Source organism: Nocardia sp. NPDC052254, from assembly GCF_040679495.1.
Classification (GTDB): domain Bacteria; phylum Actinomycetota; class Actinomycetes; order Mycobacteriales; family Mycobacteriaceae; genus Nocardia.
Genome location: NZ_JBFAUW010000004.1, coordinates 409,524 through 433,187 on the forward strand (window position 1 = coordinate 409,524; position 23,664 = coordinate 433,187).

General features: G+C 66.9%; 22 protein-coding genes. 14 read left to right on the forward strand and 8 right to left on the reverse strand.

What is annotated here, in order from left to right:
* Positions 1–53 precede the first annotated feature (53 nt).
* Positions 54–995: a sigma-70 family RNA polymerase sigma factor gene (locus AB0L57_RS13910; protein WP_364961203.1), complete on the forward strand. Its 942-nt coding sequence runs from the start codon at positions 54–56 to the stop codon at positions 993–995.
* A gap of 84 nt (positions 996–1,079) precedes the next feature.
* Here AB0L57_RS13910 and AB0L57_RS13915 read toward each other — a convergent pair whose 3' ends face one another.
* Positions 1,080–1,277: a hypothetical protein gene (locus AB0L57_RS13915; protein WP_364961205.1), complete on the reverse strand. Its 198-nt coding sequence runs from the start codon at positions 1,275–1,277 to the stop codon at positions 1,080–1,082.
* Positions 1,278–1,473: 196 nt separating this feature from the next.
* Between AB0L57_RS13915 and AB0L57_RS13920 the strand changes: the two genes are divergently transcribed.
* Entirely contained in the window at positions 1,474–2,655 is a 1,182-nt protein-coding gene (locus AB0L57_RS13920) for a pyridoxal phosphate-dependent aminotransferase (protein WP_364961206.1), read from the forward strand.
* Between the two features lie 55 nt (positions 2,656–2,710).
* On the opposite strand, the gene AB0L57_RS13925 is transcribed toward AB0L57_RS13920, so the two are convergent.
* The 3 genes from AB0L57_RS13925 to AB0L57_RS13935 all read right to left on the reverse strand — a co-directional run bounded on the left by AB0L57_RS13925 (position 2,711) and on the right by AB0L57_RS13935 (position 5,581).
* Positions 2,711–3,796 (reverse strand): 3-deoxy-7-phosphoheptulonate synthase, encoded by a 1,086-nt coding sequence (locus AB0L57_RS13925; protein ID WP_364961208.1) that lies wholly within the window; start codon positions 3,794–3,796, stop codon positions 2,711–2,713.
* Positions 3,797–4,090: 294 nt separating this feature from the next.
* Complete coding sequence (locus tag AB0L57_RS13930) at positions 4,091–4,564, reverse strand: carboxymuconolactone decarboxylase family protein (RefSeq protein ID WP_364961210.1); 474 nt, start codon at positions 4,562–4,564, stop codon at positions 4,091–4,093.
* Positions 4,565–4,693: 129 nt separating this feature from the next.
* Positions 4,694–5,581: an oxidoreductase gene (locus AB0L57_RS13935; RefSeq protein WP_364961212.1), complete on the reverse strand. Its 888-nt coding sequence runs from the start codon at positions 5,579–5,581 to the stop codon at positions 4,694–4,696.
* Between the two features lie 167 nt (positions 5,582–5,748).
* On the opposite strand from AB0L57_RS13935, the gene AB0L57_RS13940 reads away from it, so the two are divergent.
* The gene (locus AB0L57_RS13940) at positions 5,749–7,386 is read left to right on the forward strand and encodes an AMP-binding protein (protein WP_364961214.1); all 1,638 of its coding nucleotides are present in this window, start codon (positions 5,749–5,751) and stop codon (positions 7,384–7,386) included.
* Between the two features lie 72 nt (positions 7,387–7,458).
* On the opposite strand, the gene AB0L57_RS13945 is transcribed toward AB0L57_RS13940, so the two are convergent.
* Positions 7,459–8,802 (reverse strand): salicylate synthase, encoded by a 1,344-nt coding sequence (locus AB0L57_RS13945; protein WP_364961215.1) that lies wholly within the window; start codon positions 8,800–8,802, stop codon positions 7,459–7,461.
* A gap of 177 nt (positions 8,803–8,979) precedes the next feature.
* On the opposite strand from AB0L57_RS13945, the gene AB0L57_RS13950 reads away from it, so the two are divergent.
* The gene (locus AB0L57_RS13950) at positions 8,980–11,352 is read left to right on the forward strand and encodes a glycerol-3-phosphate 1-O-acyltransferase (protein ID WP_364961217.1); all 2,373 of its coding nucleotides are present in this window, start codon (positions 8,980–8,982) and stop codon (positions 11,350–11,352) included.
* Positions 11,349–12,779, forward strand: a complete 1,431-nt coding sequence (locus AB0L57_RS13955) for an HAD-IB family hydrolase (RefSeq protein ID WP_364961219.1) — start codon at positions 11,349–11,351, stop codon at positions 12,777–12,779. The genes AB0L57_RS13950 and AB0L57_RS13955 overlap by 4 nt, the downstream gene beginning before the upstream one ends.
* 28 nt (positions 12,780–12,807) lie before the next feature.
* Here AB0L57_RS13955 and AB0L57_RS13960 read toward each other — a convergent pair whose 3' ends face one another.
* Entirely contained in the window at positions 12,808–13,509 is a 702-nt protein-coding gene (locus tag AB0L57_RS13960) for a polyprenol monophosphomannose synthase (RefSeq protein WP_364961384.1), read from the reverse strand.
* Between the two features lie 135 nt (positions 13,510–13,644).
* On the reverse strand, positions 13,645–13,824 hold the full coding sequence (locus tag AB0L57_RS13965) for a hypothetical protein (protein ID WP_364961221.1): 180 nt from the start codon (positions 13,822–13,824) through the stop codon (positions 13,645–13,647).
* A gap of 148 nt (positions 13,825–13,972) precedes the next feature.
* On the opposite strand from AB0L57_RS13965, the gene AB0L57_RS13970 reads away from it, so the two are divergent.
* The 9 genes from AB0L57_RS13970 (at position 13,973) to AB0L57_RS14010 (ending at position 23,128) form a co-directional block, all read left to right on the forward strand.
* Entirely contained in the window at positions 13,973–14,785 is an 813-nt protein-coding gene (locus AB0L57_RS13970) for an enoyl-CoA hydratase/isomerase family protein (protein WP_364961222.1), read from the forward strand.
* A 13-nt stretch (positions 14,786–14,798) separates the two neighbouring features.
* Positions 14,799–15,533: an SDR family oxidoreductase gene (locus AB0L57_RS13975; protein ID WP_364961223.1), complete on the forward strand. Its 735-nt coding sequence runs from the start codon at positions 14,799–14,801 to the stop codon at positions 15,531–15,533.
* Positions 15,534–15,565: 32 nt separating this feature from the next.
* Positions 15,566–17,209, forward strand: a complete 1,644-nt coding sequence (locus AB0L57_RS13980; RefSeq protein WP_364961224.1) for an AMP-binding protein — start codon at positions 15,566–15,568, stop codon at positions 17,207–17,209.
* On the forward strand, positions 17,206–18,393 hold the full coding sequence (locus AB0L57_RS13985) for an acyl-CoA dehydrogenase family protein (RefSeq protein WP_364961225.1): 1,188 nt from the start codon (positions 17,206–17,208) through the stop codon (positions 18,391–18,393). The genes AB0L57_RS13980 and AB0L57_RS13985 overlap by 4 nt, the downstream gene beginning before the upstream one ends.
* A 31-nt stretch (positions 18,394–18,424) precedes the next feature.
* Positions 18,425–19,573: an acyl-CoA dehydrogenase family protein gene (locus AB0L57_RS13990; protein ID WP_364961227.1), complete on the forward strand. Its 1,149-nt coding sequence runs from the start codon at positions 18,425–18,427 to the stop codon at positions 19,571–19,573.
* 70 nt (positions 19,574–19,643) lie between these two features.
* Positions 19,644–20,306 carry a TetR/AcrR family transcriptional regulator gene (locus AB0L57_RS13995; protein ID WP_364961229.1) on the forward strand — a complete coding sequence of 221 codons (663 nt, stop codon included), beginning with the start codon at positions 19,644–19,646 and terminating at the stop codon, positions 20,304–20,306.
* A 6-nt stretch (positions 20,307–20,312) separates the two neighbouring features.
* The gene (locus tag AB0L57_RS14000; RefSeq protein WP_364961231.1) at positions 20,313–21,056 is read left to right on the forward strand and encodes an enoyl-CoA hydratase/isomerase family protein; all 744 of its coding nucleotides are present in this window, start codon (positions 20,313–20,315) and stop codon (positions 21,054–21,056) included.
* 45 nt (positions 21,057–21,101) lie between these two features.
* Positions 21,102–21,980, forward strand: coding sequence for a DUF1295 domain-containing protein (locus AB0L57_RS14005; protein WP_364961233.1), 879 nt, complete (start codon positions 21,102–21,104; stop codon positions 21,978–21,980).
* Positions 21,977–23,128 (forward strand): FAD-dependent oxidoreductase, encoded by a 1,152-nt coding sequence (locus AB0L57_RS14010; protein WP_364961235.1) that lies wholly within the window; start codon positions 21,977–21,979, stop codon positions 23,126–23,128. The genes AB0L57_RS14005 and AB0L57_RS14010 overlap by 4 nt, the downstream gene beginning before the upstream one ends.
* Before the next feature lie 31 nt (positions 23,129–23,159).
* On the opposite strand, the gene AB0L57_RS14015 is transcribed toward AB0L57_RS14010, so the two are convergent.
* Entirely contained in the window at positions 23,160–23,567 is a 408-nt protein-coding gene (locus tag AB0L57_RS14015; RefSeq protein WP_364961237.1) for a hypothetical protein, read from the reverse strand.
* Positions 23,568–23,664 lie beyond the last annotated feature (97 nt).

The window sequence follows — 23,664 nt, forward strand, 5'->3', positions numbered from 1 at the left end:
ATGCGACCCGGCGGTGGCCCAGCCGATTTCCGGCGATCGTAGAATCCCACACGATGGTTGCCGCTCTACTCGCCGATCTGTTCGAATCCCATCGGGCGCACCTGCTCTCGGTGGGATACCGGCTGACCGGCAGCGTGGCCGATGCGGAGGACGCGGTCCAGGAGAGCTGGCTGCGGCTGGCGACCGCTCATCAGTCCGAGATCGAGGATCTGCGCGCCTGGCTGACCACCGTGGTCAGCCGGATCTGCCTGGACCGGCTGCGCAGTGCCGCGTCCCGGCGCGAAAACTATGTGGGACAGTGGCTTCCGGAGCCGATCGTGACCGGTCCGGTGCCGTCGAGTCGGCCCGACCCGCTGGAATCGGTGATCCGGAAACAGGACTGCCGATTCGCCGCCCTGGTCGTCCTCGACGCGCTCACCCCGCCGCAGCGGGTGGCCTTCGTCCTGCACGATGCCTTCTCCGTACCCTTCGACGAGATCGCCGAACTGCTCGAGGTCACCCCGGAGGCGGCGCGGCAACTGGCGGTACGGGCGCGAAAATCGCTGTCCCGCGGCCCGGAACCGGTTGCCGACGCCGAGCACCTGGCGGCGGTTCAGCAGTTGCTGACCGCCATGGCCACCGGTGATGTGAACGCGGTGGCGGCCGCGCTGCATCCGGATTCGGTCTTCATCGGCGACACCGGCGGCACGGCCCGCACGGCGCCGCGGGCGATTGTGGGGCCGGACAAGATCGCGCGGTTCGCGCTGGGACTGGTCCGGATGTACCGGATGGCGCCGGAAGAACTGTCGCCCGCCGGGTCGGGCCCTTTCGAATTCGTCAGCGTCAACGGGCAACTCGGCCTGCTGATGCACGAGCGCGCGCCGCACGACGGCGCCCCGGGCTCACCGGAACGTGTGATCGGATTCGCCGTGCGCGACGGATTGGTATGGGGCACTTACGACATCGCCAATCCCGCGAAGCTCGGCGGAGTCCGTCTGCCGCCCGGGACGATGTAACCGCCGGAACACACGTCGGGCGCTCCGGCGGCTCGACCTTCCTCGTAACCCACACCACGACAAGGTCATTACGTCCCTGCCCCCTTACGAGGTCGATCCGGTCCACATATCCGGCGTACTGGAGCCCAGGCCCCAATTGCCGGTCGTCGATCCGGTGCCCCAGTTCGGCGTCGAGGAACCCCAGCCCCAATCGTTGCCGAAGATGTTGTGCAGGGTGTCGTTGATGTATCCGATTACCGTGCCCGCCGCCGGATGCAGCAGAAGGTCGAGATACGAGGCCATACTTCGCCCCTTTCGAGCCACCACCGAAGTGGTTGTGAGATAGAACACGGGGAGGCTAGCTGCCGCTAGGACACCTGACAACCATGCAGGTCAGAGCGATCAAACTAATGTGAAACATAGTTGTTCGCTATCACATCGCAACTGTGGCGAACGACCGGCAAGCGGGCCGGCACGGGCGGGTCGCTACGTTGAGACCATGTCAGCCATCCCCACCGTCGCTCGCCTGCGGCCATTCGGTGCCACGATCTTCGCGGAAATGACCGAACTGGCGGTGCGGCACGACGCGGTCAATCTCGGCCAGGGGTTTCCCGATACCGACGGCCCCGCCGCGATGCTGGAGGTCGCCCGCACCGCGATCGCCGAGGGCGGCAACCAGTACCCGCCCGGTCGCGGGATGCCGGTGCTGCGCCGTGCGATCGCCACGGACCGGCGCCTGCGCTACGGCACCGACTACGACGTGGACCGCGAGGTGCTGGTGACCGTCGGCGCGACCGAAGCGCTGGCAGCGGCAGTGCTGGGCCTGGCGGAACCGGGTTCGGAAGTGGTCCTGATCGAGCCGTACTACGACTCCTACGCCGCGGTCGTCGCGCTCGCCGGCGCCACCCGCCGCACCGCACGCCTGGTGCCCGACGGCCCCGGATTCGCTCTCGACCTCGACAGTCTGCGCGCCGCGATCACCCCGAAAACCCGGATGCTGCTACTGAACACACCGCACAATCCCACCGGCGCGGTGTTCTCCCGGACCGATCTGGAGGCGATCGCCGATCTCGCCCGGGAGCACGATCTGGTGGTCGTCTCCGACGAGGTCTACGAACATCTCGTCTACGACGGCAACACCCACATCAGTATTTCGACGCTACCGGGCATGTACGAGCGCACCGTCGTGGTCTCCAGTGCCGCCAAGACCTTCAGCGTCACCGGCTGGAAGATCGGCTGGGCCTGCGGACCGGCCCCGCTGATCGATGGCGTGATCGCCGCCAAACAGTTCCTGAGTTTCGTCGGCGGCGGGCCGTTCCAGCCGGCCGTCGCCTACGCGCTCGAACACGAGCAGGCATGGGTGCGGGAGCTGCGGGACAGTCTGTCGGACAAACGCATTCGCCTGTCCGAGGCACTCGACGACGCCGGATTCACGGTGAAACGCAGCGATGCGACCTACTTCGTCTGCGCCGACATCAGCGCGCTGACATCCGCCGACGCGCTGACCTTCTGCCGCGAGCTACCGGAGCGGCTGGGCGTGGCCGCGGTGCCGCTGAGCGTCTTCGCCGACGATCGCGCGGCCTGGGACCGCTCGATCCGCTTCGCATTCTGCAAGCGGGACGACACCTTGGACGAGGCGGTCCGCAGATTGCACGCGGCCCACGGCCCGAACCGGTCCTGAGCCGCCGCCGGTGACGAAAGACGACGGCCCGTAACCGATTTCGGAACGGATGAAGTCAGCGGCGGCGAGCCACCGCGTCGGCCAGCCGATCCAGCTGGATGGCGGTGGTGTCCCAGTCCAGGCACGCGTCGGTGATCGACTGACCGTAGGTCAGCTCCGCGGCATGTCCCAGTGTGAGGTCCTGACGCCCCGCGACCAGGAAGCTTTCCATCATCACACCGACCACCGTGCGATCGCCGGCGGCGATCCGGTTCGCGATGTCGGTGACCACGTCGACCTGCTTGGCATGGTCCTTGTTGCTGTTGCCGTGGCTGGCATCGACCACCACTCGCCGCGGCAGTCCGGCCTTCTCCAACCGCAGGCACGCCTGGGCCACGGATTCCGCGTCGTAATTGGTGCCCGAGCTGCCGCCGCGCAGGATCACATGGCAGTCCGGATTACCGCTGGTACGGATGAGTGCCGAGCGGCCGTCGAGATCGGTACCCGGGAAGACGTGGCTGGCTCCGGCCGCGCGCACACCGTCCACGGCCACCTGAACGTCGCCGTCGGTGCCGTTCTTGATGCCGACCGGCATCGACAGCGCGCTCGACAGCTGCCGGTGGACCTGGCTGGCCGCGGTCCGTGCCCCGATCGCGCCGTAGGAGACGAGATCCGCGATGTACTGCGGGGTGATGGGATCGAGGAATTCACAGGCCACGGGTAGTCCGAGCCCGGTGATGTCGACCAGCAGCCGCCGGCCGAGTCCGAGCCCGGTTTTCACATCGAACGAACCATCCAGATGCGGATCGTTGATCAGGCCCTTCCACCCCAGCGTGGTCCGCGGCTTCTCGAAGTACACCCGCATCACCACATGCAGACGATCCGACAGTTCGGCACTCTTGGCGGCGAGGCGGCGGGCGTAGTCGAGGGCGGCCTCGGGATCGTGGACCGAACACGGGCCCACGACCACCATCAGGCGATCGTCGGCGCCGTCGAGCACCTGGACGGTAGCGGCGCGACCGGCGCGCACGGTGTCGGCGAGCGCATCGTCGATGGGATGTTCGCGGCGCACCTCGGCGGGCGAGAGCAGAGGACTGATCTTCAGCGTGCGCTGATCGTCGAGGTCACTGTGCGGCGCATCGACATCTGCTGCTGTGGTCATGGTGATGGGTTCCTTATCTCAGGCCGACCCATCCGAGCGAATCCCGTGGAGCCGGTCTGTCATCCGGCTCGTGGGTGGGTGAAGGTCAGCGCGGGTCACCGACCGACCCACCCGGGGCCGGCTCGATAAACCAGAAATACGCGCGCTGCACGAGGGCGACTGTACCAGGACGGCCGGAGCCGAATCGGTGGACAGGTCGCCGAACGTGACCATCCCCACACCTCGCCCGGGAAGCGGCGGGGCCCGGCCGGGATCGAAAGATCCTGTGCCGGGCCCGGATTCGTCCGCAACCGATCAGCCGAACATACCGGGCTGGTATTCACCGGCCGGGGTTCCGGCGATGACATTGAGCCGGTTGTAGGCGTTGATCAGGGCGATCAGCGCGATCAGCGCGGCGATCTGATCCTCGTCGTAGTGCTTGCGGACCTGCTGCCAGGTCTCGTCGCTGATACCGCGGTGGATATCGGCGAGACGGGTGCCCTCTTCGGTGAGTGCGAGCGCGGCACGCTCGGCCTCGGTGAAGACGACGGCCTCACGCCAGGCGGCGACCAGGTTCAGCCGCACCGAGGTCTCGCCCGCGGCGGCCGCGTCCTTGGAGTGCATATCGGTGCAGAAGCCACAGCCGTTGATCTGGCTGGCACGCAGTTTCACCAGCTCCTGGGTGGGCTTGGGCAGGGTGCTGTTGTCGACCACCTGGCCGGCGTTGCCGATCCGCTTGACGAACTTCATCGCGAGGTCGTTGCCGAAAGAATTGAAACGGGGTTCCATGACCGGTGTCCTCCTGTTGTGGCGTTGCTACATGAGGGAGACGACGTCGCCACACCCAGTGTGACACCACCGGATGTGACGCCGGTCACATTCCGATATTCGCGACCCGCAACCGGCCCGGCCCCGGCGTCAGCGCCGGGCGAACGAGAAATCGACCTGGGTGAGTTTCTCCGACAGATCCCACAGCCGACGCGCGGTGACCTCGTCTCGCGAAGCCGCCGAAGAACCGGATCGGGTCGGATGGCCACGCAAGCCACCCAACGAACCGGGACCGTAGAACGCACCCGGCTCGACCTTCGCGGTTGCCGCGTAAAGACTTGGCAGGGCACCCATTTCGGCGGACTGGGCGAGAATTCGGTTACCCAGCGACATGATCGAATCCAGGAAGGATTCGGTATGCGACTGCAGTTCGGTCGAGGCATAGCCCGGATGCGCGGCCACCGAGACCTTCGACGACCCCGACGCCGTGAGCCGGCGCTGCAGTTCGTAGGCGAACATCAGATTCGCCAGCTTGGATTGACCGTAGGCACGCCAGCGCTCGTAGCGACGATGTTCGTAATTCGGATCGGTCAGGTCGATCCGGCCGATCAGATGGGCCCCGCTGGCCACCGTCACAACCCGCTCGGAGATCTTGTCCAGCAGCAGGCCGGTCAGCGCGAAATGGCCCAGATGGTTGGTGCCGAACTGCATTTCGAATCCGTCGGCGGTACGGCGCAGTGGCAGCGCCATCACACCGGCGTTGTTGATCAGCACGTCGACACCGTCGCCGTCGATTCCGCGCGCGAATTCGCGGATCGAGGACAGATCGGCGAGGTCCAGTCTGCGCACCTGCACCCGGCCGCCGATGCTGTCGGCGACCGCGCGGGCCTTCACCTCGTCGCGGCAGGCCATGATCACCTGCGCGCCGGCGCCCGCCAGGGCCCTGGTCGTCACCGCGCCGAGACCGCTGTTGGCACCGGTCACAATGACCGTGCGACCGCTCTGGTCCGGAATATCGGAGATGTTCCAACCGCTCACCCGGTCGAGTCTAGGCCGGTCGCAGCCACGATGTGTCGTTGTGGGCATGCGGGCGGTCGCGGCGGCGGGGCGGCCGGGCGGGCCTGCGGCCCCGCGCTGATATAGGGTTGCCTAACCTATCTAACGGCGGCAGCGACGCTGCGCAGCTCGACCCGGGAGGCGTACCCGTGACTTCGACAAGCTCGGACCGGCAGGATCTGCTCGATGGTTTCGTACCGTTTCCCCCCGAATTCGCCGACCGCTGTCGCGCCGCGGGCCATTGGCGCGGCGAGCCACTGGGTGAACTGCTGCGCACCGCGGCGCGTACCTGGCCCCAGCGAACCGCCGTACACACCGGCAGCGGATCGCTCGACTACGCCGAACTGGACCGGCGCTCCGATCGAATGGCGGCCGGACTACTCGGCGCCGGTATCGAATCCGGTGATCGCGTGGTGGTTCAGCTACCGAATGTGAGCGAATTCGTCGAGGTGCTGTTCGGCGCGCTCCGCGCGGGAATCGTGCCGGTACTGGCATTGCCCGCGCATCGGCAGGCCGAGATCGAACATCTGACGCGGCTGGCGGGCGCGGTGGGATACATCGCTGCCGACCGGGTCGGCGACTTCGACTATCGCGATCTCGCCGGCACGGTCGCCGAACGGGTGCCGTCGCTGCGGAAGATCTTCATCCTCGGTGACCCCGGCCCGCATCTGGACCTGGGTTCCGTTCCACGCGAGGATGTTTCGCTACCGAAGGTCGATGCTTCCGGTATCGCGCTGATGCTCGTCTCCGGTGGCACCACCGGGCTGCCCAAACTGATCGCGCGCACCCACGACGACTACGCCTACAACGCCCGAGCCAGTGCCGAACTGTGCGAACTCACCCCCGACGACGTGTACATGGCGACCCTGCCGGCCGCGCACAACTTCCCGCTGTCGTGCCCGGGCATCCTCGGGACGATCTCCGCCGGCGCGTCGATCGTCATGTTGTCGGATCCGAGTCCGGAGAACGCATTCGCCACCATCGAGCGGTCCCGCGTCACGGTCACCGCGGTGGTCCCGCCGCTGGCCCAGTTGTGGTGCGCGGCAACCGAATGGGAGGAAGCCGATCTGTCGAGCCTGCGGCTGCTGCAGGTCGGCGGGGCGAAACTGGCCGAGGTCAACGCCCGCGAGGTCACTCCCGCGCTGGGTGCGAAACTGCAGCAGGTCTTCGGCATGGCAGAAGGACTGATCAATTACACCCGGCTCGACGACCCCGACGACCTGATCTGCATCTCCCAGGGCCGCCCGCTCTCACCGGCCGACGAGGTACGAGTCGTCGACGGCGAGGGCAATGACGTGGCGCCCGGCGAGGAGGGTGAGCTGCTGACCCGCGGCCCTTACACCATCCGCGGCTACTACCGTGCGCCGGAACACAATTCCCGCGGCTTCACGCCGGACGGTTTCTACCGCAGCGGCGATCTGGTGCGACTGCTGCCCAGCGGCCATCTGATCGTCTCCGGCCGCATCAAGGATGTGATCAACCGGGGCGGGGAGAACATCTCCTGCGACGAGCTCGAGGAGCATCTGCTCGCCCATCCGGCGGTCCGGCACGCCGCGGCGGTGGGCCTGCCCGATCCGGCCCTCGGCGAAAAGGTCTGCGCCGTACTGGTGATCGATGGTGCGATGCCCGGCCTGGTGGAGATCAAGAACTTCCTCACCGAGCGCGGACTGGCGACCTACAAGCTGCCCGACATCCTGCGGCAGGCCGACACCCTGCCGTTCACCGCCGTCGGGAAGATCGACAAGAAGATATTGCGGGCGACCCACGACACCGCGAACGAAGCCTGAGCAGAGATCGGGCCGGAACCAACGAGTCCCGGCGGGTGGCACCCGCCGGGACTCGTTCCGGATTCCGGTCGCTCAGGCTTCGACCACGTAAGGCGCTACGCTGCCGAGCTTTTCGCAGGTCTCGGTGAATTCACGCTCGGGCTGCGACTGCGACACGATCCCCGCGCCCGCACGCAACCAGGCACCCTCGGTGGTCTGATAGATCGCGCGCAGCACCAACGTCGCCTCGAGCGCGCCCGTCGGCGACACGGTCACCACCGCACCGGAATACAGTCCGCGCGAATCGTGGTCCAACCGGAACACCGCGTCCACGCCGGCGCGCTTGGGAATTCCCGAGGCGGTCACCGAGGGGAACAGCGTCTCGAGCGCGTCCCACGAGGTCTTCCCGTCCGCCAGCGCACCCCGCACCGTGGAGGCCAGATGCTGCACACTGCCACGCTCGCGCACCGCCATGAAATCGGATACCGCGGTACTGCCGGGCACGGCCACCTCGGCGATCTCACCGAACGAGGTCTGCACCGAGATCGCGTGCTCGACGATCTCCTTGGGATCGCCGACCAGTTCCGCGCGGGCCGCGGCATCGGCCTGGGCGCCGCGACCGAAGGCACGGGTACCGGCCAGCGGTTCGGTGGTCACCACCCGGTGGTCGTCGACCGAGGCCACCAGTTCCGGACTGAATCCCGCCGCTTCCAATCCGCCCAGTCGCAGCAGGAAGGAGCGAGCGGGGGTGTTGTTGGCACGGCCCAGCCGGTAGGTCTGCGGAACATCCACGGGGAACGGCAGATCCACCTTGCGCGACAGAATCACCTTCTGATAGCGCCCGGACCGGATCTCGGCGACGGCCTCGGCGACCCGGCCCCGGTAATCGGTCGGATCGATGTTCACATCGATCGGGCGAGCCTGTACCGGTGCCGCATCGCCCGCGTGGGCGATCAGCTCGTGGATCTCGCCGGTCTCGTGCGGCGTCGCACCCGACACCCGCACGCCCGCGGCGTCGATACGCACCTCGATGCGCGGAATCATCAAATGCGCCAGCGTGGTCCGCTCGGGAACGTGTGCCGCCGCGTCCAGCGCCCAGGCACAGAATTCGAAGCCGATCCAGCCATAGGCATTGCGGCCCGCCAGCGGCAATTTCGCCAGCGCCGCGTCGATCACCGCGGCCGGGCGTCCCCGCCAGGGCTCGACGGTGGTGCTGCCCTCCCATTCGACCCGCAGTTCGCCGGAATCCAGTTCGATACCGCCGATCGGATCGGCGGCGAACACCCAGCCGCCGGGGCCCTCGTAGCAGACGTACTCACCGAATCGGTCGGCCGCGGCCAGCGCGGCCATGGCATCGGCGGGTGCGACCGCCGCCCGACCCATCGCCACCGGACCGTCTTCATAACCGCTTCGCACCCGCTCGTCCGTGGTCGACACCGTTCCTCCAAGGTTATGCTTACCTAACTACCAGAGGTGAGGTTAGCATTACCTGCCCTTGCAGGTCTTGTGCCGGATCGCACACCGATCTCGCTTTTCGTGCGTCGCGCCCAACTTCCTGCGGGAATGCGCATCCGGGGGCTTGAATGGTGGAGCGCCGTAGAGGGAGGGTCCGCCATGATCGATCACGTCGCCGGGATTCCGGCTCCGATTACCGCGAACGATATGCCGCGTTCGGTGGTCGCCCTGGTGGACGCGGTATCGGCGGTCGAGCGCGAACTGATCGGCGGCTGGCTGGCCGAAGGAGGCGTCACCGCGGAACTCGGCGTCGACGCCGCGGTCACCCAGATCGATCTGGACCCCACCGCCGTGGCCGCCCGGCTGGTGGGCCGGCGCGACGATCCGCTGGTGCTCCCGGTCCGGGTGCTGTGGCTGCCGGCGGAGCGAGACGGGGTGCGCCGCACCACCTTCGCCGATCTGGCCCTGATGAGCAATCCGCGCCGTCCGCGCCGCATCCTGCAGCGCCGGCTCGTGGACAAGGCACCCGACCGGCATCTGATCCTCACCGGCCAACCGGCCCGCCTCAGCGATCTGCGCGCGAACAACCCCACCGTCGCCGGCAGTTCGGAGCCGTTCGCGCGCGCGATCGTCCGTGCGGGAACGGTGGCCCTGGAACGCGCCGAACGCGCCGTGATCGGCGACCGGTACAAGGTGCCGCGGCTGGTGGTAGAGGAAATCCTCGACTCCCCCGAATTCCTGCGCCGGCTCGACACCATCGCGACCGAATCCGGCGGCGAGCCCCGGGAGGTGTACCGGCGCGCGGAGAAGGCGCTTCGCGAGCTCGTCGCCGCGCAGAGCCGGCTGGTGTCGGACCTGTTCACCCAGGCCATGCGGCCGGTGCACGCCTCGACCTGGAAGGTCGACGCCGACCGCACCGGGCTGGCCGCACTGCGGCGGCTCAACCGCAATCATCCACTGGTGTTCCTGCCCTCGCACCGGTCCTACGTGGACGCCTTCGTCCTCGGGGATGCCCTGGCCCGCAACGATTTCCCGCCCAATCACGTCATCGGCGGCGCGAATCTGAGCTTCTGGCCGATGGGACCGATCGCGCGGCGCACGGGCACGGTCTTCATTCGCCGCAGCTTCGGTGACGACGAGGTCTACAAGGCTGTGGTCGAGGAGTACTTCGCGTATCTGCTGGCCAAGCGATTCAATCTGGAGTGGTACTTCGAGGGCGGGCGCACCCGCACGGGCAAGCTGCGCCCACCCCGGTTCGGACTGCTCAACTATCTGGCCGCCGCCATCCGCGCCCGGCGGATCGACGATGTGATGCTGGTACCAGTCTCGATCACCTACGAGCGGCTCAATGAACTCGGTTCCATCGCGACCGAGCAGGTCGGCGGCACCAAGAAGGCCGAGGGGCTCACCTGGCTGGCCCGCTACATCCGCAGTCAGCAGCATTCCGCCGGACGGGTGTACGTCCGCTTCGGCGAGCCGCTGTCGGCGCGCAACCGGCTCACCGTCCATGGTGACCCGCTGCAGCAGGCATCGGGCCACGCGCACGACGACGATCTGTCGGAACGGGAACGTAAGGCCGTGCAGCGCTTGGCCTTCGAGGTCGCGGTCGGGATCAACGCGGTCACGCCGATCACGGTCAACGCGCTCGTGACACTGACCCTGCTCGGCGTGCACGAGCGCGCCCTCACCCTCGGCGAGGTGCGCCATGTGCTGGAGCCGCTGCTGGGCTACATTCGCCGCCGCGCCCTGCCCACGGGCGAACTCGAGACACTGCGCGACGATCAGGGGCTCGCGGTCGTGCTGGAACAGTTGTCGACGGCGAAGGTGGTCACCGTCTACCGCGGCGGCCTGGAACCGGTGTACTCGATCGAGACCGGCGCCCATCTGGAGGCGGCGTTCTATCGCAACAGTGCGGTGCACTGGTTCGTGGACCGGGCGATTCTGGAGCTGGCGATCCTCGAAGTGGCCGATCAGCAGGCCGGTGCGGCACCGGGTATCGAGGCGATCTGGGATGCCGCCTATCGCCTGCGGGATCTGCTGAAATTCGAGTTCTTCTTCCCCGACCGCATCGAGTTCGCCGCCGCGATGAGCGCGGAAATGCTTCTGGTGGATCGAGATTGGGAACAGCGCGACAACGCCGGCGAACTCGTCTGCGCCCTGGCCGATTCCGGCTTCATCATGGCCCACCGCGTGGTGCGGTCGTTCTTCGATGCCCAGCTCGTGGTCGCCGAGCGCCTGGCCGCCGCCGATCCGGCCGAACCACTGGACCGCAAGCAGTTCATCGACGAATGCCTGGCCGTCGGACGCCAGATGCTGCTACAGCAGCGACTGCACAGCCCGGAATCGGTGTCGTCCGAATTGTTCTCCAGTGCACTGAAACTCGCGGAGAACTACGGCCTGCTCGATCCGGGAACCCCCGATCTGGCCACCCGCCGCCGCGAACTGGCCGAGGAGCTGGCCACCATCGGCGCCCGGATCTCGCGTGCCGCCACCCTCGACCCGTCCAATCGCGCACCACGGGAGACCGTGTGAATCTCGACGAAGCGATCTCGGCCATCCGGACGGGCCCGCAGGGGCCGCGGGTGGCCGCCGTATTCGATTTCGGCGGAACGGTGGTGGCCGGATTCACTCCTGCCGCCGCACCGCTGCGGATGCTACGGCACCGCGACGCCGGACACGCCCTCGCCGATACGCTGCTGACCAGTATCCGCGGTTCCCGCACCGAGGGCGAATACGAGCGATTCCTGCAACGCACCACCCATGTGTGGGCAGGGCATTCGCCGGACGAGCTCACCGACATCGGCGAGCGACTGTTCCGCAGCACCATCCACGGCCATGTGTATCCCGAAGCGTGGCAACTGATTCGGGAACACCGGGACGCCGGGCACACCGTCGTGCTGGCGAGCAGTCTCACCCGGTTCCAGGTGCTGCCCACGGCCCGCGAGCTCGGCATCGACCACGTACTGTGCACGGAAATGGCGGTCTCGGAGGGCGTTCTCACCGGTTTCACCGAGGGGAAACCGCTGTGGCGCAACGAGAAAGCTGCCGCGGTCCGGCGTTTCGCGCTCGAGCACGACATCGATCCGGCCGAGAGTTACGCCTATGCCGATGCCGCACCCGATATTCCGCTGCTGGAGTCGGTCGGCCATCCGGTCGCGGTGAATCCGGGCCCGCGTATGGCCATGACCGCGGGGGAACAGGACTGGCCCATACTGACCTTCCGGCCACGCGAATCGGCGCGCGCCGGCGATTACGCCCGCACCGCAATCGGTTTCGCGGGCCTGCTGAGCGGCGCCGCCGCCGGGGTCGCCGCCAGGGCAACGACCCGCGACCATCGATCCATGGCCGACGCCATGATCGCCACCGCCGCCGATGCCACGCTGCGCACCACCGGTGTGCGCATCCGGGTGACCGGCGCCGAATACGCCCGGCGGCCCCGGCCGGCGGTGTTCCTGTTCAATCATCAGAGCCAGTTCGACATGGTGGTGCTGGCACAGGTCCTGCGTTCCGGATTCACGGCGATAGTGAAGAAGGAGGTCACTGCCAATCCGGTCTTCGGCCCGCTGCTGCGGTTCGCCGACGCGACCTTCATCGATCGCTCCGATACGACGAGTGCGAAGGCGGCGCTCGAACCGGTCGTCGATACGCTGCGCGGCGGCTTGTCGCTCGTGGTGGCACCGGAAGGCACGCGGTCGTTGACGCCGCGGATCGGCCCGTTCAAGAAAGGCGCCTTCCACATCGCGATCGCGGCCGGGGTTCCCGTCATTCCGATCGTGATCCGCAATGCGGGCGAAATCGCCTGGCGGAATTCGGCGATCGTCCGCAAGGGCACGGTGGATGTGGCGGTACTACCGCCGATCGATGTCGGCGACTGGGATCCGGGCGAGATGGATGCCGAGATCGCGGGCGTGCGTCAGCTGTTCATCGATACGCTGCGCGACTGGCCGGACAGCGACTAGCTGTACCCGGCCATCAGGTTGGTGACAACTAGACGCTGCGGCCGACCAGCAGCTTCCACGGCATGAGGGCCGATTCCAGCTGCACCTTCAGGCTCATCTTCGACGCGCCCTTGGTGCGCTCCTCGAAGCGGATCGGCACCTCGGCGATCGAGATCCCCTGCTTGATCGTGCGGTAGTTCATCTCGACCTGGAAGGAGTAGCCGTTGCTGTGGATGGAGGCCACATCGATGGCCCGCAGCGTATCGGCCTTCCACGCCTTGAATCCGGCGGTCGCGTCCTTGACGCCGAGCCGCAGGATCGCGTTCACGTAGAAGTTCGCCCAGGCCGACAGCGCCTTGCGGTACCACTTCCACTCCGCGGCGGTGGAACCCCCGGGAACGTAACGCGAGCCCAGCACCACTCCGGCGCCGGAGCTCTCGAGCTTGTCCAGCATGGCGGGAATCACCTCGGCCGGGTGGGACAGATCGGCGTCCATCTGGATGATCACATCGGCGCCTTCGTCGAGCGCCTGGGTGATACCGGCGATGTAGGCGCGGCCCAGGCCGTCCTTCTCGGTGCGGTGCAGCACACTCACGGTGTCCGGGAGTTCGACGGCCAGCTTGTCGGCAACCTCACCGGTACCGTCCGGTGAGTTGTCGTCGACGACGAGAACGTGCAGGTCGGCAACCGATAATGCGGTGAGTCGCTCCACCGCCACCGGCAGGTTCTCCCGCTCGTTGTAGGTCGGCACCACCACGGTCACCTTCACAAGTCGCCCTCCGCTCGAATCGACCTGACTGCGCGCCCACTCCGGATTCGGGCACAACGCTGCTGTGGAGAACCGTAGCCCACCTCCCTGAGGGCCGACGAGCTGCCCGGGAGCACCTCAATCCTTGCCGTCGCGGGCATCCTCACGGGCATTGCGCTCACGCACGATCTCCAACGCGCGTTCGGCGGTGGCCCGATCGGGGTAGGGACCCATCCGATCGGCGAACCAGCAGCGTTTGCCCTGTTCGGGACGGTTGTGCTTGAGGCAGTAGTACCAGCGGTCGTCGGAATCGCCCATACCGATCATCGTTGCATCCGCCCGGCGAGCTGTCAGCGAACCCACGATTCCCGGCGCCTTGTGGCCCTTGACACATCAACGGCGTTGAATGTACGTTCATTCACAACAAATGCCAATTCACTCACACCCCTATTCGCGAGGACAGGCCATGGATTTCTCGACCTATGAGCAGCTGACGTTCAAACGCCTCGAAGACGGCGTCCTGCTCATCACCATCGACCGGCCGGAGAAGTACAACGCCGCCGATGAGCAGATGCACGCCGAGCTGGCGCGGGTCTGGTCGGATGTGTCCGCCGACCAGGAGACCCGGGTCGCGGTGATCACGGGCGCGGGTAAGGCCTTCTCCGCCGGCGGCGATCTGGCCATGGTCGAGCGGATGGCCGGTAACCACGAGCGGGTCGCGAACATGCTCCAGGAGATGAGCGATCTGGTCTACAACATGATCAATTGCGAGAAGCCGGTCGTGGCCGCCGTCAACGGCGTCGCCGTCGGCGCGGGTCTCGTGGTGGCCCTGCTCTCGGACATCTCGATCTGCGCCGAGGACGCCAAGCTCGGCGACGGGCATGTGAAGCTCGGCGTCGCCGCCGGCGATCACGCCGCGATCCTGTGGCCACTGCTGTCCGGTATGGCCAAGGCCAAGTACTACCTGCTGACCGGCGAGATGGTCGTCGGCGCCGAGGCGGAGCGGATCGGCATGGTCACCAGCGCGGTGCCCCGCGAGCAGGTACTCGACGACGCACTGGCCGTCGCGAACAAGCTCGCCGGCGGTTCCCAGCTGGCGATCCGGTGGACCAAGAAGGCGCTCAACAACTGGCTCAAGCAGGCCGGTCCGATCTTCGACCAGTCCGCCGCCTACGAAATGCTCTGCTTCATGGGCCCCGACGTCACCGAGGGTTACACCGCTCTGCGCGAGAAGCGCGCACCCAATTTCCCCTCCGCCCGCGCGGTCACCAGCAACTGAGGAACGAAATATCATGAGCGACAACAACATTGCAGTCGTCACCGGAGCGGGTTCGGGTATCGGGCGCGCGATCACGCTGGCGCTGGCCGCACGCGGCGACAAGGTCGTGGCCGCCGACCTCGACCTCGATGCCGCCAAGCGCACCGCCGAGGAGCGGTCCGATCGCATCTTCGCCATGAAGGTGGACATCGCCGACGCCGCCCAGGTCGCCGCCCTGCGCGACCAGGTGCACGCCGAGGTCGGCGTCCCCTCCGTGCTGGTCAACGCCGCCGGCTGGGATCGCACCGACAAATTCCTCAATGCCACACCGGAATTCGCACAGAAGGTCGTCGCGATCAACTACCTCGGACCGGTCCACATGTGCAGCGCGTTCCTGCCCGGCATGGTGGAGGCCGGCGGCGGACGGGTGATCAACCTCGCCAGCGACGCCGGCCGGGTCGGCAGCTCCGGCGAAACCATCTATGCCGGCGCCAAGGGTGGTGTCATCGCGCTCACCAAGTCGCTGGCCCGGGAGATGGCCCGGCACTCGATCACCGTCAACTGTGTCTGCCCCGGCCCGACCGACACCCCGCTGTTCCAGTCGCAGGACGAGAAGCTGAAAGAGGCTCTCATCAAGGCGATTCCGTTCCGCCGCCTCGCCCGGCCCGAGGAGGTCGCCGCACCCGCCCTCTTCTTCGCCTCCGCCGACGCGTCGTTCATCACCGGTCAGGTGATCAGCGTCAGCGGCGGCCTCACCATGGCCGGCTGACCGGCCGGCGGAGATCTCGGAGGACGAATCAGATGTACGACGCGCATGCCTACCGGCAGTATTTCGAACACGATTTCACCTATCTCAACGGTTTTCGGCGCAACGTCCACCGCTACGCCCACCGCCCGGCGATCGAGGACCCCCTGACCGGGACCACCCTCACCTACGCCAAACTCGGCGAGCAGGTCGACCGGCTGGCCACCGGCCTCGTCGACGCGGGCGCGGCACCGGACGATGTCGTGGCCTATCAGCTGTTCAACGGAATCGAGTTCGCCAGCCTGTATCTGGCGACGCAGGCCGCGGGCGCGGTCGGTTCACCGATGAACTTCCGGCTCGCGGCCGGTGAGACGTCGTACATCCTGAACTCGAGCCGGCCGCGGATCTTCGTCTACGACACCGATCTCACCGAGATGGTGCGAGATGCGCTGGAGCGCAGCACTCATCGCCCGCAGGTGCTGGTCGCGGTCGGTGCGGGCGAACCGCTACCGGGCGCCATCCGCTTCGGCGAGCTGTTCGCCGAGACGGCGCGGCCGCTCGACATCCAGCGCACGGTGTGGAACGAGACCACCCGCCTCTACACCTCCGGCACCACCGGAATGCCGAAGGGCGTCCCGCTCAACAGCATGGCCGAGATCTTCAGCGCCCACGACGTGATCATGCACTTCCCGCTGTCGCCCGAGGACAAGACGCTGAACATGACACCGTGGTTCCATCGAGGCGGATTGTATTGCGCCGGACCCAACCCCACGTTCTATCTGGGCTCGTCGCTGGTGCCGATGCGGGCCTTCGACGCCGACGCCACGCTCGACTACGTGCAGCGTTACGGACTGACCTTCCTCATCGGCGCGCCGACGAATCTGGCGATGCTCGCGCACGCGCAGGAAGCCAGGCCGCGTGACCTGTCCACGCTGCGCGGCATCGTCACCATGGGCGCCCCGCTGGAACGGGAGGCGGCCCTGCGGTATCAGAAGGTGTTGAATCCCAACATCTTCAACGGCTACGGCAGCACCGAGGGCTTCTGGAACACCTTCCTTCGGCCCACCGATCTGCCCGCGATGGCCGGTACCGCGGGACGCGCGTGCATCGATGACGATGTCGCGGTGGTGCGGGTCTTCGACGATCGGCTCGCCGAACCGCACGAGACGGTGGCCAAGGACGGTAGCGAGGTCGGTGAGGTCATCGTCCGCTCCCCCAAGGGCGCCAACGCCTACTCCGATTCACCCGATCAGGAGGCCCGCAAGTTCCACAACGGCTGGCTCTACATCGGTGACCTCGCCACCTGGGACGAGCGGGAATTCGTCACCATCGTCGGCCGCAAGGACGACATGGTGATCTCCGGCGGTGAGAATGTCCATCCGGTCCAGGTCGAGGAGGCGCTCAACGAGCACCCCGGCGTGGATGATGCACTGGTGGTGGGAATTCCGGATGACCGCTGGGGACAGCTCGTCGTCGCCTATGTGGTCGCCGGAGATCCGGGACTCGGCGTCGCGGATCTGGATCGTCACTGCCGCGACCATCCGATGCTCTCGGCCTTCAAGCGCCCGCGGGCCTACCGGTTCGTCGACTCGCTGCCGGTATCGGCCACCGGCAAGAAGTTGCATTACAAAGTCACCGAACAGGCCCGCGCCGATGCCGCGGCCGGCCTGTTCACCTATCCGGACAAGGAAAACGCATGAGCGCCAACCGCCCACCCGCATTCGACGCACTCGATCCGCTGAGTCTCGATTCGCTGCTCACCGAGGACGAACGGGCCGTACGCGACAGCGTGCGCGGCTTCTGTGCCGAGCACATCACCCCGCACATCGCCGAGTGGTTCGAGGCCGGAGACCTCCCGTCGGCTCGCGAACTGGCCAGGGAGTTCGGCAAACTCGGTGTCCTGGGGATGCATCTGGAAGGCTACGGCTGCGGAGGTTCCTCCGCGGTGCACTACGGCCTGGCCTGCCTGGAACTCGAGGCCTGCGATTCCGGAATTCGCTCGCTGGTCTCGGTGCAGGGTTCGCTGGCGATGTTCTCCATCTGGAACAACGGTTCCGAGGAGCAGAAACAGCGGTGGCTGCCGGGGATGGCGGCGGGTGAGATCATCGGTTGTTTCGGTCTGACCGAGCCCGATGTCGGTAGCGATCCATCGGCCATGCAGACCCGTGCCAAGCGCGACGGCGACGACTGGATCCTCAACGGCCGCAAGATGTGGATCACCAACGGCTCGATCGCCGATGTCGCGGTGGTGTGGGCGAATACCGACGAGGGCATCCGCGGCTTCATCGTGCCCACCGACACCGAAGGCTTCACCGCGCACACCATCAAGCACAAGCTCTCGCTGCGGGCCTCCATCACCAGCGAACTGGTTCTCGACGAGGTGCGCCTGCCCGCCGATGCGATGATGCCCGAAGGCCGCGGGGTGAAGGCGCCGCTGTCGAGTCTGTCCGAGGCGCGTTACGGCATCATCTGGGGTGCGATGGGCGCGGCCCGCTCGGCATGGCAGGCCGCCCGGGACTATTCGATGCAGCGCAACCAGTTCGGGCGGCCGATCGCCGGATTCCAGCTCACGCAGGCCAAACTCGCCGACATGGCGGTCGAGTTGCACAAGGGCCAGCTGCTCTCGCTGCATCTGGGCCGGCTCAAGGATTCGGTCGGGCTGCGTCCGGAGCAGGTGAGCTTCGGCAAGCTCAACAACACCCGCGAGGCCATCGAGATCTGCCGCACCGCGCGAACCATCCTGGGCGGCAACGGTATATCGCTCGAATTCCCCATCATCCGGCACATGGTCAACCTGGAGTCCGTCCTCACCTACGAGGGGACTCCGGAGATGCACCAGCTCGTTCTCGGCCAAGCCTTCACCGGCCAGAACGCCTTCCGCTGACAGATTTTCCGTTGACAAGAGGTCATCACCGATGAACGCACGACTCGAGTACGACTCCGAACACCGCCAGTTCCGCCAGGTGGTCCGGGATTTCGTGCAGCAGACCGTCACCCCGGTGCACGAGGATTGGGAGCGGGCGGGCTGTCTGGACCGATCACTGTTCACCGAGGCCGGCAAGCTCGGCCTGCTGGGATTCCCGGTGCCGGAGCCGTTCGGCGGTCCGGGAGTGGAGGATTTCCGCTATCACGCCATCGTGATCGAGGAGATCAACCGGGCCGGTGCGGCATCGGCCGGCATCGCCTTCTCACTGCAGAACGATGTGGTGCTGCCCTATCTGACCGACCTGACCGACGACGCGCAGAAGGCCCGCTGGCTTCCCGGCGTCGTCACCGGCGAGACGGTGCTCGGGATCGCCATGACCGAGCCGGGCACCGGTAGCGACCTGACCGGCATCCGCACCACCGCGGTACGCGACGGCGACGACTACATCGTCAACGGCAGCAAGACCTTCATCTCCAACGGCCAGAACGGCGATCTGTTCGTCGTCGCGGTACGGACCTCGCAGGACAAGCACAAGGGACTCACCCTGCTGGTGGTCGAGTCGAGCACCCCCGGATTCGAGCGCGGCCGCAATCTGGAGAAGATCGGCCTGCACGCACAGGACACCAGCGAGCTGACCTTCACCGATATGCGGGTGCCGGTCGCCAATCGGCTGGGCGAGGAGGGGGCGGGCTTCTACCAACTGGTCCGCAACCTGCCCCAGGAGCGGTTGTCGCTGTCGATCGGCGCGGTCGCCGCGGCCGAGGGGGTGCTGGCACAGACCCTCGACTACGTCCGGGAACGCACGGCGTTCGGCAGTCCGGTCTCGTCCTTCCAGAACACCCAGTTCGTCCTCGCCGAGCTGGACACCGAACTGGATATCGCGCGAACCTTCATCGACGACTGCCTCGCCGAACATATCGATGGCGGCCTCACCGCGGCCCGCGCGGCGCGGCTGAAATGGTGGACCACCGAACTGCAGATGCGCGTCGCCGACAGGTGCCTGCAACTGCACGGTGGCTACGGCTACATGCGCGAATACGCGGTGTCGCGGGCCTTCGTCGATGCGCGCATCCAGAGCATCTACGGCGGAACCACCGAGATCATGAAGACGATCATCGCCAAGGACCTGGGGATCTGATCGACGGCCGGCCACTCTACAGTTGAGTGAATCGTCGTTCATTCGACTGCATTACAGAAGGGTATGCCCGATGGCGAAGAGAACCGCACCGATGGAACTCGAGGAGGCGGTGCGCGCGGTGCGGACGAGTTCGCGCCGACGCCAGCTCCTCAATGCCGCCGTCGCCGTCATGCAGACCACCGGATTTCATCAGATGTCGATGCAGGCACTCGCGGAACAGGCCGATGTCAGTGTCGGGCTGATCTACAAGTATTTCGGCGGTAAGGAAGATCTGCTGCTGGCCGCCATCGTCGATATTCTCGACTCCTTCCGGGACGAGCTCGATCCGGCAATGGACGCCGTCGGCGAGGACCCGGTGGAGCGGCTCGCGGCGGGATTCCGGCGCTATGTGGAGATCGTCGAGGAGAACCTCGACGCGGTCGTTCTCACCTACCGTGAGAGCCGGACGCTGGATCCGGAGGGACGGGACCGGATCAAGGAACTCGAGGTCGAGACCTCGGCACCGCTGCGCACCGCCGTCGAGAGCGGTATCGCGGCCGGGCTGATGAACGATCTGGATCCGGATCTGGTGGTGTTCAACCTGATGATGCTGGCCCACACCTGGGCACTCAAACATTGGCATTTCGCGTCGCGCTACACCGTCGACGAGTACATCCGGGCACAGCTGCGTTTCGTGCTGCCGACATTGCTCACTTCCGGTGCCGCGCAGACATATCGACATCTCATGGAGTGAAATACAGTGACAGTCACCACTTCTCGCAACGGCGCCGTGGGCACCATCACCCTGGATCGCGCACCGGTGAATGCCTTCGACGAACAGCAGGCTCACGAATTCGCCCTGGCAACAGCAGAACTGGACGCTGATCCGGCGGTCGGAGCGATCGTGGTCCGCAGTGCCAGGAAGGTGTTCTGCGCCGGCGCGGACATCGCCATGATGGATTCCTGGCGGGAACTGCCCGACCGTGGACAGCGCCTGGAGAAGTTCTGCCTGCTGCTCCAGGAGGCATTCGCGACGGTCGCGGCATCGGCCAAGCCCACCATCGCGGCGATCGACGGTGCGGCCACCGGAGGCGGTTTCGAACTGGCGCTGTCCTGTGACTTCCGGATCGCGCGCACCGGCGCCAAGATCGGGCTGCCCGAAGTGGGGATCGGTCTGCTGCCGGGCGCGGGCGGCACCCAGCGATTGACCCGCCTGGTCGGCCCGGCCACCGCGTACCGGCTGATTCTCGGCGCCGAGCTGGTCGACGGCGCCACGGCCGAACGCCTCGGAGTGGTGCAGTGGGCGGTCGACGATGTCGATTCCGCCGCAACGGCCCTCGCCGAGCGCCTGGCCGGACTGCCACCCGCGGCGTATGCCGCCGCCAAACGCTGCATCGACGCGGCCGGGACGGGCGACGGGTATGCCCTGGAACGCAGCGAAATCGGCGCCCTCATTCACACCGAGGAGACCGCCCGCCGCCTCGACCGGTTCATCTCCGGATAACGAATTCGGCATTCCGGACGGCCGGGTGGTGCATAAGGTACGCCCATGGGTAGAGCGTCCGCCTTGGTTCGAGTAACAGCCGCCTATGTGATCGCCGTCCTTGCCGGGCTCGCATGGCTGGTGTGGGGGCCGGGCAGTGGTCGGGCATGGCTCGACGGGTTGATCGCGGATCTGATCGCCACCGTCGTCATCTTCGTGGCGAGCCGGATCTACCGGAATTCCAGTTTCTACGATCCGTATTGGAGCGTCGCACCGCCACTGCTGGCCTTCTACTGGTGGATCGACGCCGGCGAGATCGCCGACACCGCGCGCTGGTGGCTGATGATGGTGATCATGCTGGTGTGGGCCGTGCGCCTCACCGGCAACTGGATCCATACGTTCACCGGTCTGCGGCACGAGGATTGGCGATATCCGATGGTGCGCGAGCGGGCGGGCCGATTCGAAATCGCCGCCGATCTCTTCGGTATCCATGTCTTTCCGACACTGCAGGTCTTCCTCGGGCTGATACCGGTGTACGTCGTGGCCACCAGGGCCGGCGAGGCATTCGGAGTACTCGACATCGTCGCCTTCGTGATCGGAGTCGGTGCGGTCACCATCGAAACCGTCGCCGATCTGCAGATGCATCGCTTCGCGGCCACCAAATCCCCGGGACAGGTCATGGATCAGGGGGTATGGGCCTGGTCGCGGCACCCGAACTATTTCGGCGAGGTCTGTGTCTGGCTGTCGTTCGCACTGTTCGGCCTGGCCGCGGCACCGGGTAGCTGGTGGGTACTCGTCGGCGCCCTCACCATGCTGGCCATGTTCCTCGGCGTCAGCATTCCGATGATGGAGCAGCGCAGTCTGCAACGACGGCCCGCCTACCACGATGTGGTGCAACGGGTTTCGGTGTTCGTGCCGCTGCCGCCTCGCAAGCGCGCGGCATGACCAGGCCCCGGGTACTGATCGTCGGGTTGGGCGATACCGGCATCCTCACCGGTATCGGGCTCGCGCGCTTCGCCGACGTCACGGGCATCACCGCGAAACCGGGTTTGGTCAGCGGTCAGGAACTCGGCATGCGGCTGGCCCGGCCGCAGGAGTGGATGCGCGACCACCGCATCGCCTACGACCGATTCCGGGGCCTCGACCGGATGCGGATCGTGCACGGCAGCGCCGTCGCGATCGACACCTCCGCCCGAACCGTGCGGGTACACCACCCCGATGGGTCGACCGACGACGAACCGTACGAACTCCTGGTGATCGCCACCGGCGTGACCAACGGCTTCTGGCGGCACCCCACCGTGCAAAGCGATGCCGAGGTGGACGCGGATCTCGCTGCGGCACATCAGCGTGTCGCCGATGCCGGGACGGTGGCGGTCATCGGCGGTGGTGCTGCCGCGATGAGCTGCGCGGCGCAAGTGTCCGAACGCTGGCCCGCGAAAGACGTTCATCTCTATTTTCCCGGGGAACGCGCTCTGCCCGAACACCACTCGCGCGTGTGGCGGCGGATCGAGGCTCGGCTCACCGGACTCGGCGTCACACTCCACCCCGGGCACCGCGCGATACCGCCGCCGGGCGACGAGGCCCGGCAGCTCACCTCCGGTCCCGTCGGCTGGTCCACCGGACAACCGCCCACAGCGGCGGATGTCGTCGTCTGGGCAATCGGACGGGTCCGGCCCAATACCGCCTGGGTACCGCCGGACATCCTCGACGATCGGGGTTTCGTGCGAGTGCTCCCGACCCTGCGCGTCGAGGGCCACGACGACATCTTCGCGGTGGGCGATGTCGCGGCCACCGATCGACTGCGCACCTCGGCGCGTAACCAGGGACACAAGCTGCTGGTCCGCAATATCCGTTCGGCGATGGCCGGTTCGCCGCTGCGGGCCTACCGCCCACCGCGACGGCGGTGGGGATCGGTGCTCGGCGTCCAGCACGACGGCCTGCTGGTGTTCGCCCCGAACGGCCGCGGCTTCCGCTTCCCCCGGTGGACCATCGGTTCGCTGCAGCGCTACATCGTCCGCCGCGGTATCTACGGCGGGGTGCGCACGGCACCGAAACGGAGCGGATCGGGCGAGCGCACGGCCTCGTCGGCGTGACTCGACCACGTGGCCGGCCGGGGTGGACCGGCTACGGAACCCAGGTGGTGACGACGCCGGGTGTGTACCTACCACCGGAGAGGACGACGACGGCGACCTGCCCACTGCCCGTGTCGACAATGGCCGCGGGCGGAATGCCGTTCAACCCGTCGGAGAGCCGGGCCGCACCCGAGGCGCCGGTGGAAAGATTCACCCACCGCAACGGCGCCGAATAGCATCCCCAGCCCCTCGGATCCGCCCCGGTGATCCTGATCTCGCCGGGCCGCTCACCGGTGATGGCGACACAGTGGGCGGGCAGCGAATCGACACTGCCGTTCGGATTCCCGTACGGGGCGGGGTCGAGCTGGAACGGAATCGTGTCCGCGCGCGCGACACCCGCCGACAAGCCCAGTAGCACAGCGATCGCACCGGCCGATGCGAGTCCGCGAACCGATGTCATGACCTCGTACCTCCATGGTGCCGACGGACCCCGGTTGGAACTCCTCACAATACGACGGGCCCGGGGCATACCGGTCGATTCACCACACCCGGCTCGA

What these genes read in the sequence shown, in the direction of transcription:
- AB0L57_RS14015 (WP_364961237.1), bottom strand. Translation starts at nt 23,567, where the DNA reads ATGACATCGGTTCGCGGACTCGCATCGGCCGGTGCGATCGCTGTGCTA.
- AB0L57_RS13950 (WP_364961217.1), top strand. Translation starts at nt 8,980, where the DNA reads ATGATCGATCACGTCGCCGGGATTCCGGCTCCGATTACCGCGAACGAT.
- AB0L57_RS13990 (WP_364961227.1), top strand. Translation starts at nt 18,425, where the DNA reads ATGAACGCACGACTCGAGTACGACTCCGAACACCGCCAGTTCCGCCAG.
- AB0L57_RS13970 (WP_364961222.1), top strand. Translation starts at nt 13,973, where the DNA reads ATGGATTTCTCGACCTATGAGCAGCTGACGTTCAAACGCCTCGAAGAC.
- AB0L57_RS14010 (WP_364961235.1), top strand. Translation starts at nt 21,977, where the DNA reads ATGACCAGGCCCCGGGTACTGATCGTCGGGTTGGGCGATACCGGCATC.
- AB0L57_RS13930 (WP_364961210.1), bottom strand. Translation starts at nt 4,564, where the DNA reads ATGGAACCCCGTTTCAATTCTTTCGGCAACGACCTCGCGATGAAGTTC.
- AB0L57_RS13910 (WP_364961203.1), top strand. Translation starts at nt 54, where the DNA reads ATGGTTGCCGCTCTACTCGCCGATCTGTTCGAATCCCATCGGGCGCAC.
- AB0L57_RS13975 (WP_364961223.1), top strand. Translation starts at nt 14,799, where the DNA reads ATGAGCGACAACAACATTGCAGTCGTCACCGGAGCGGGTTCGGGTATC.
- AB0L57_RS13915 (WP_364961205.1), bottom strand. Translation starts at nt 1,277, where the DNA reads ATGGCCTCGTATCTCGACCTTCTGCTGCATCCGGCGGCGGGCACGGTA.
- AB0L57_RS14005 (WP_364961233.1), top strand. Translation starts at nt 21,102, where the DNA reads ATGGGTAGAGCGTCCGCCTTGGTTCGAGTAACAGCCGCCTATGTGATC.
- AB0L57_RS13985 (WP_364961225.1), top strand. Translation starts at nt 17,206, where the DNA reads ATGAGCGCCAACCGCCCACCCGCATTCGACGCACTCGATCCGCTGAGT.
- AB0L57_RS13925 (WP_364961208.1), bottom strand. Translation starts at nt 3,796, where the DNA reads ATGACCACAGCAGCAGATGTCGATGCGCCGCACAGTGACCTCGACGAT.
- AB0L57_RS13920 (WP_364961206.1), top strand. Translation starts at nt 1,474, where the DNA reads ATGTCAGCCATCCCCACCGTCGCTCGCCTGCGGCCATTCGGTGCCACG.
- AB0L57_RS13995 (WP_364961229.1), top strand. Translation starts at nt 19,644, where the DNA reads ATGGCGAAGAGAACCGCACCGATGGAACTCGAGGAGGCGGTGCGCGCG.
- AB0L57_RS13965 (WP_364961221.1), bottom strand. Translation starts at nt 13,824, where the DNA reads ATGGGCGATTCCGACGACCGCTGGTACTACTGCCTCAAGCACAACCGT.
- AB0L57_RS13980 (WP_364961224.1), top strand. Translation starts at nt 15,566, where the DNA reads ATGTACGACGCGCATGCCTACCGGCAGTATTTCGAACACGATTTCACC.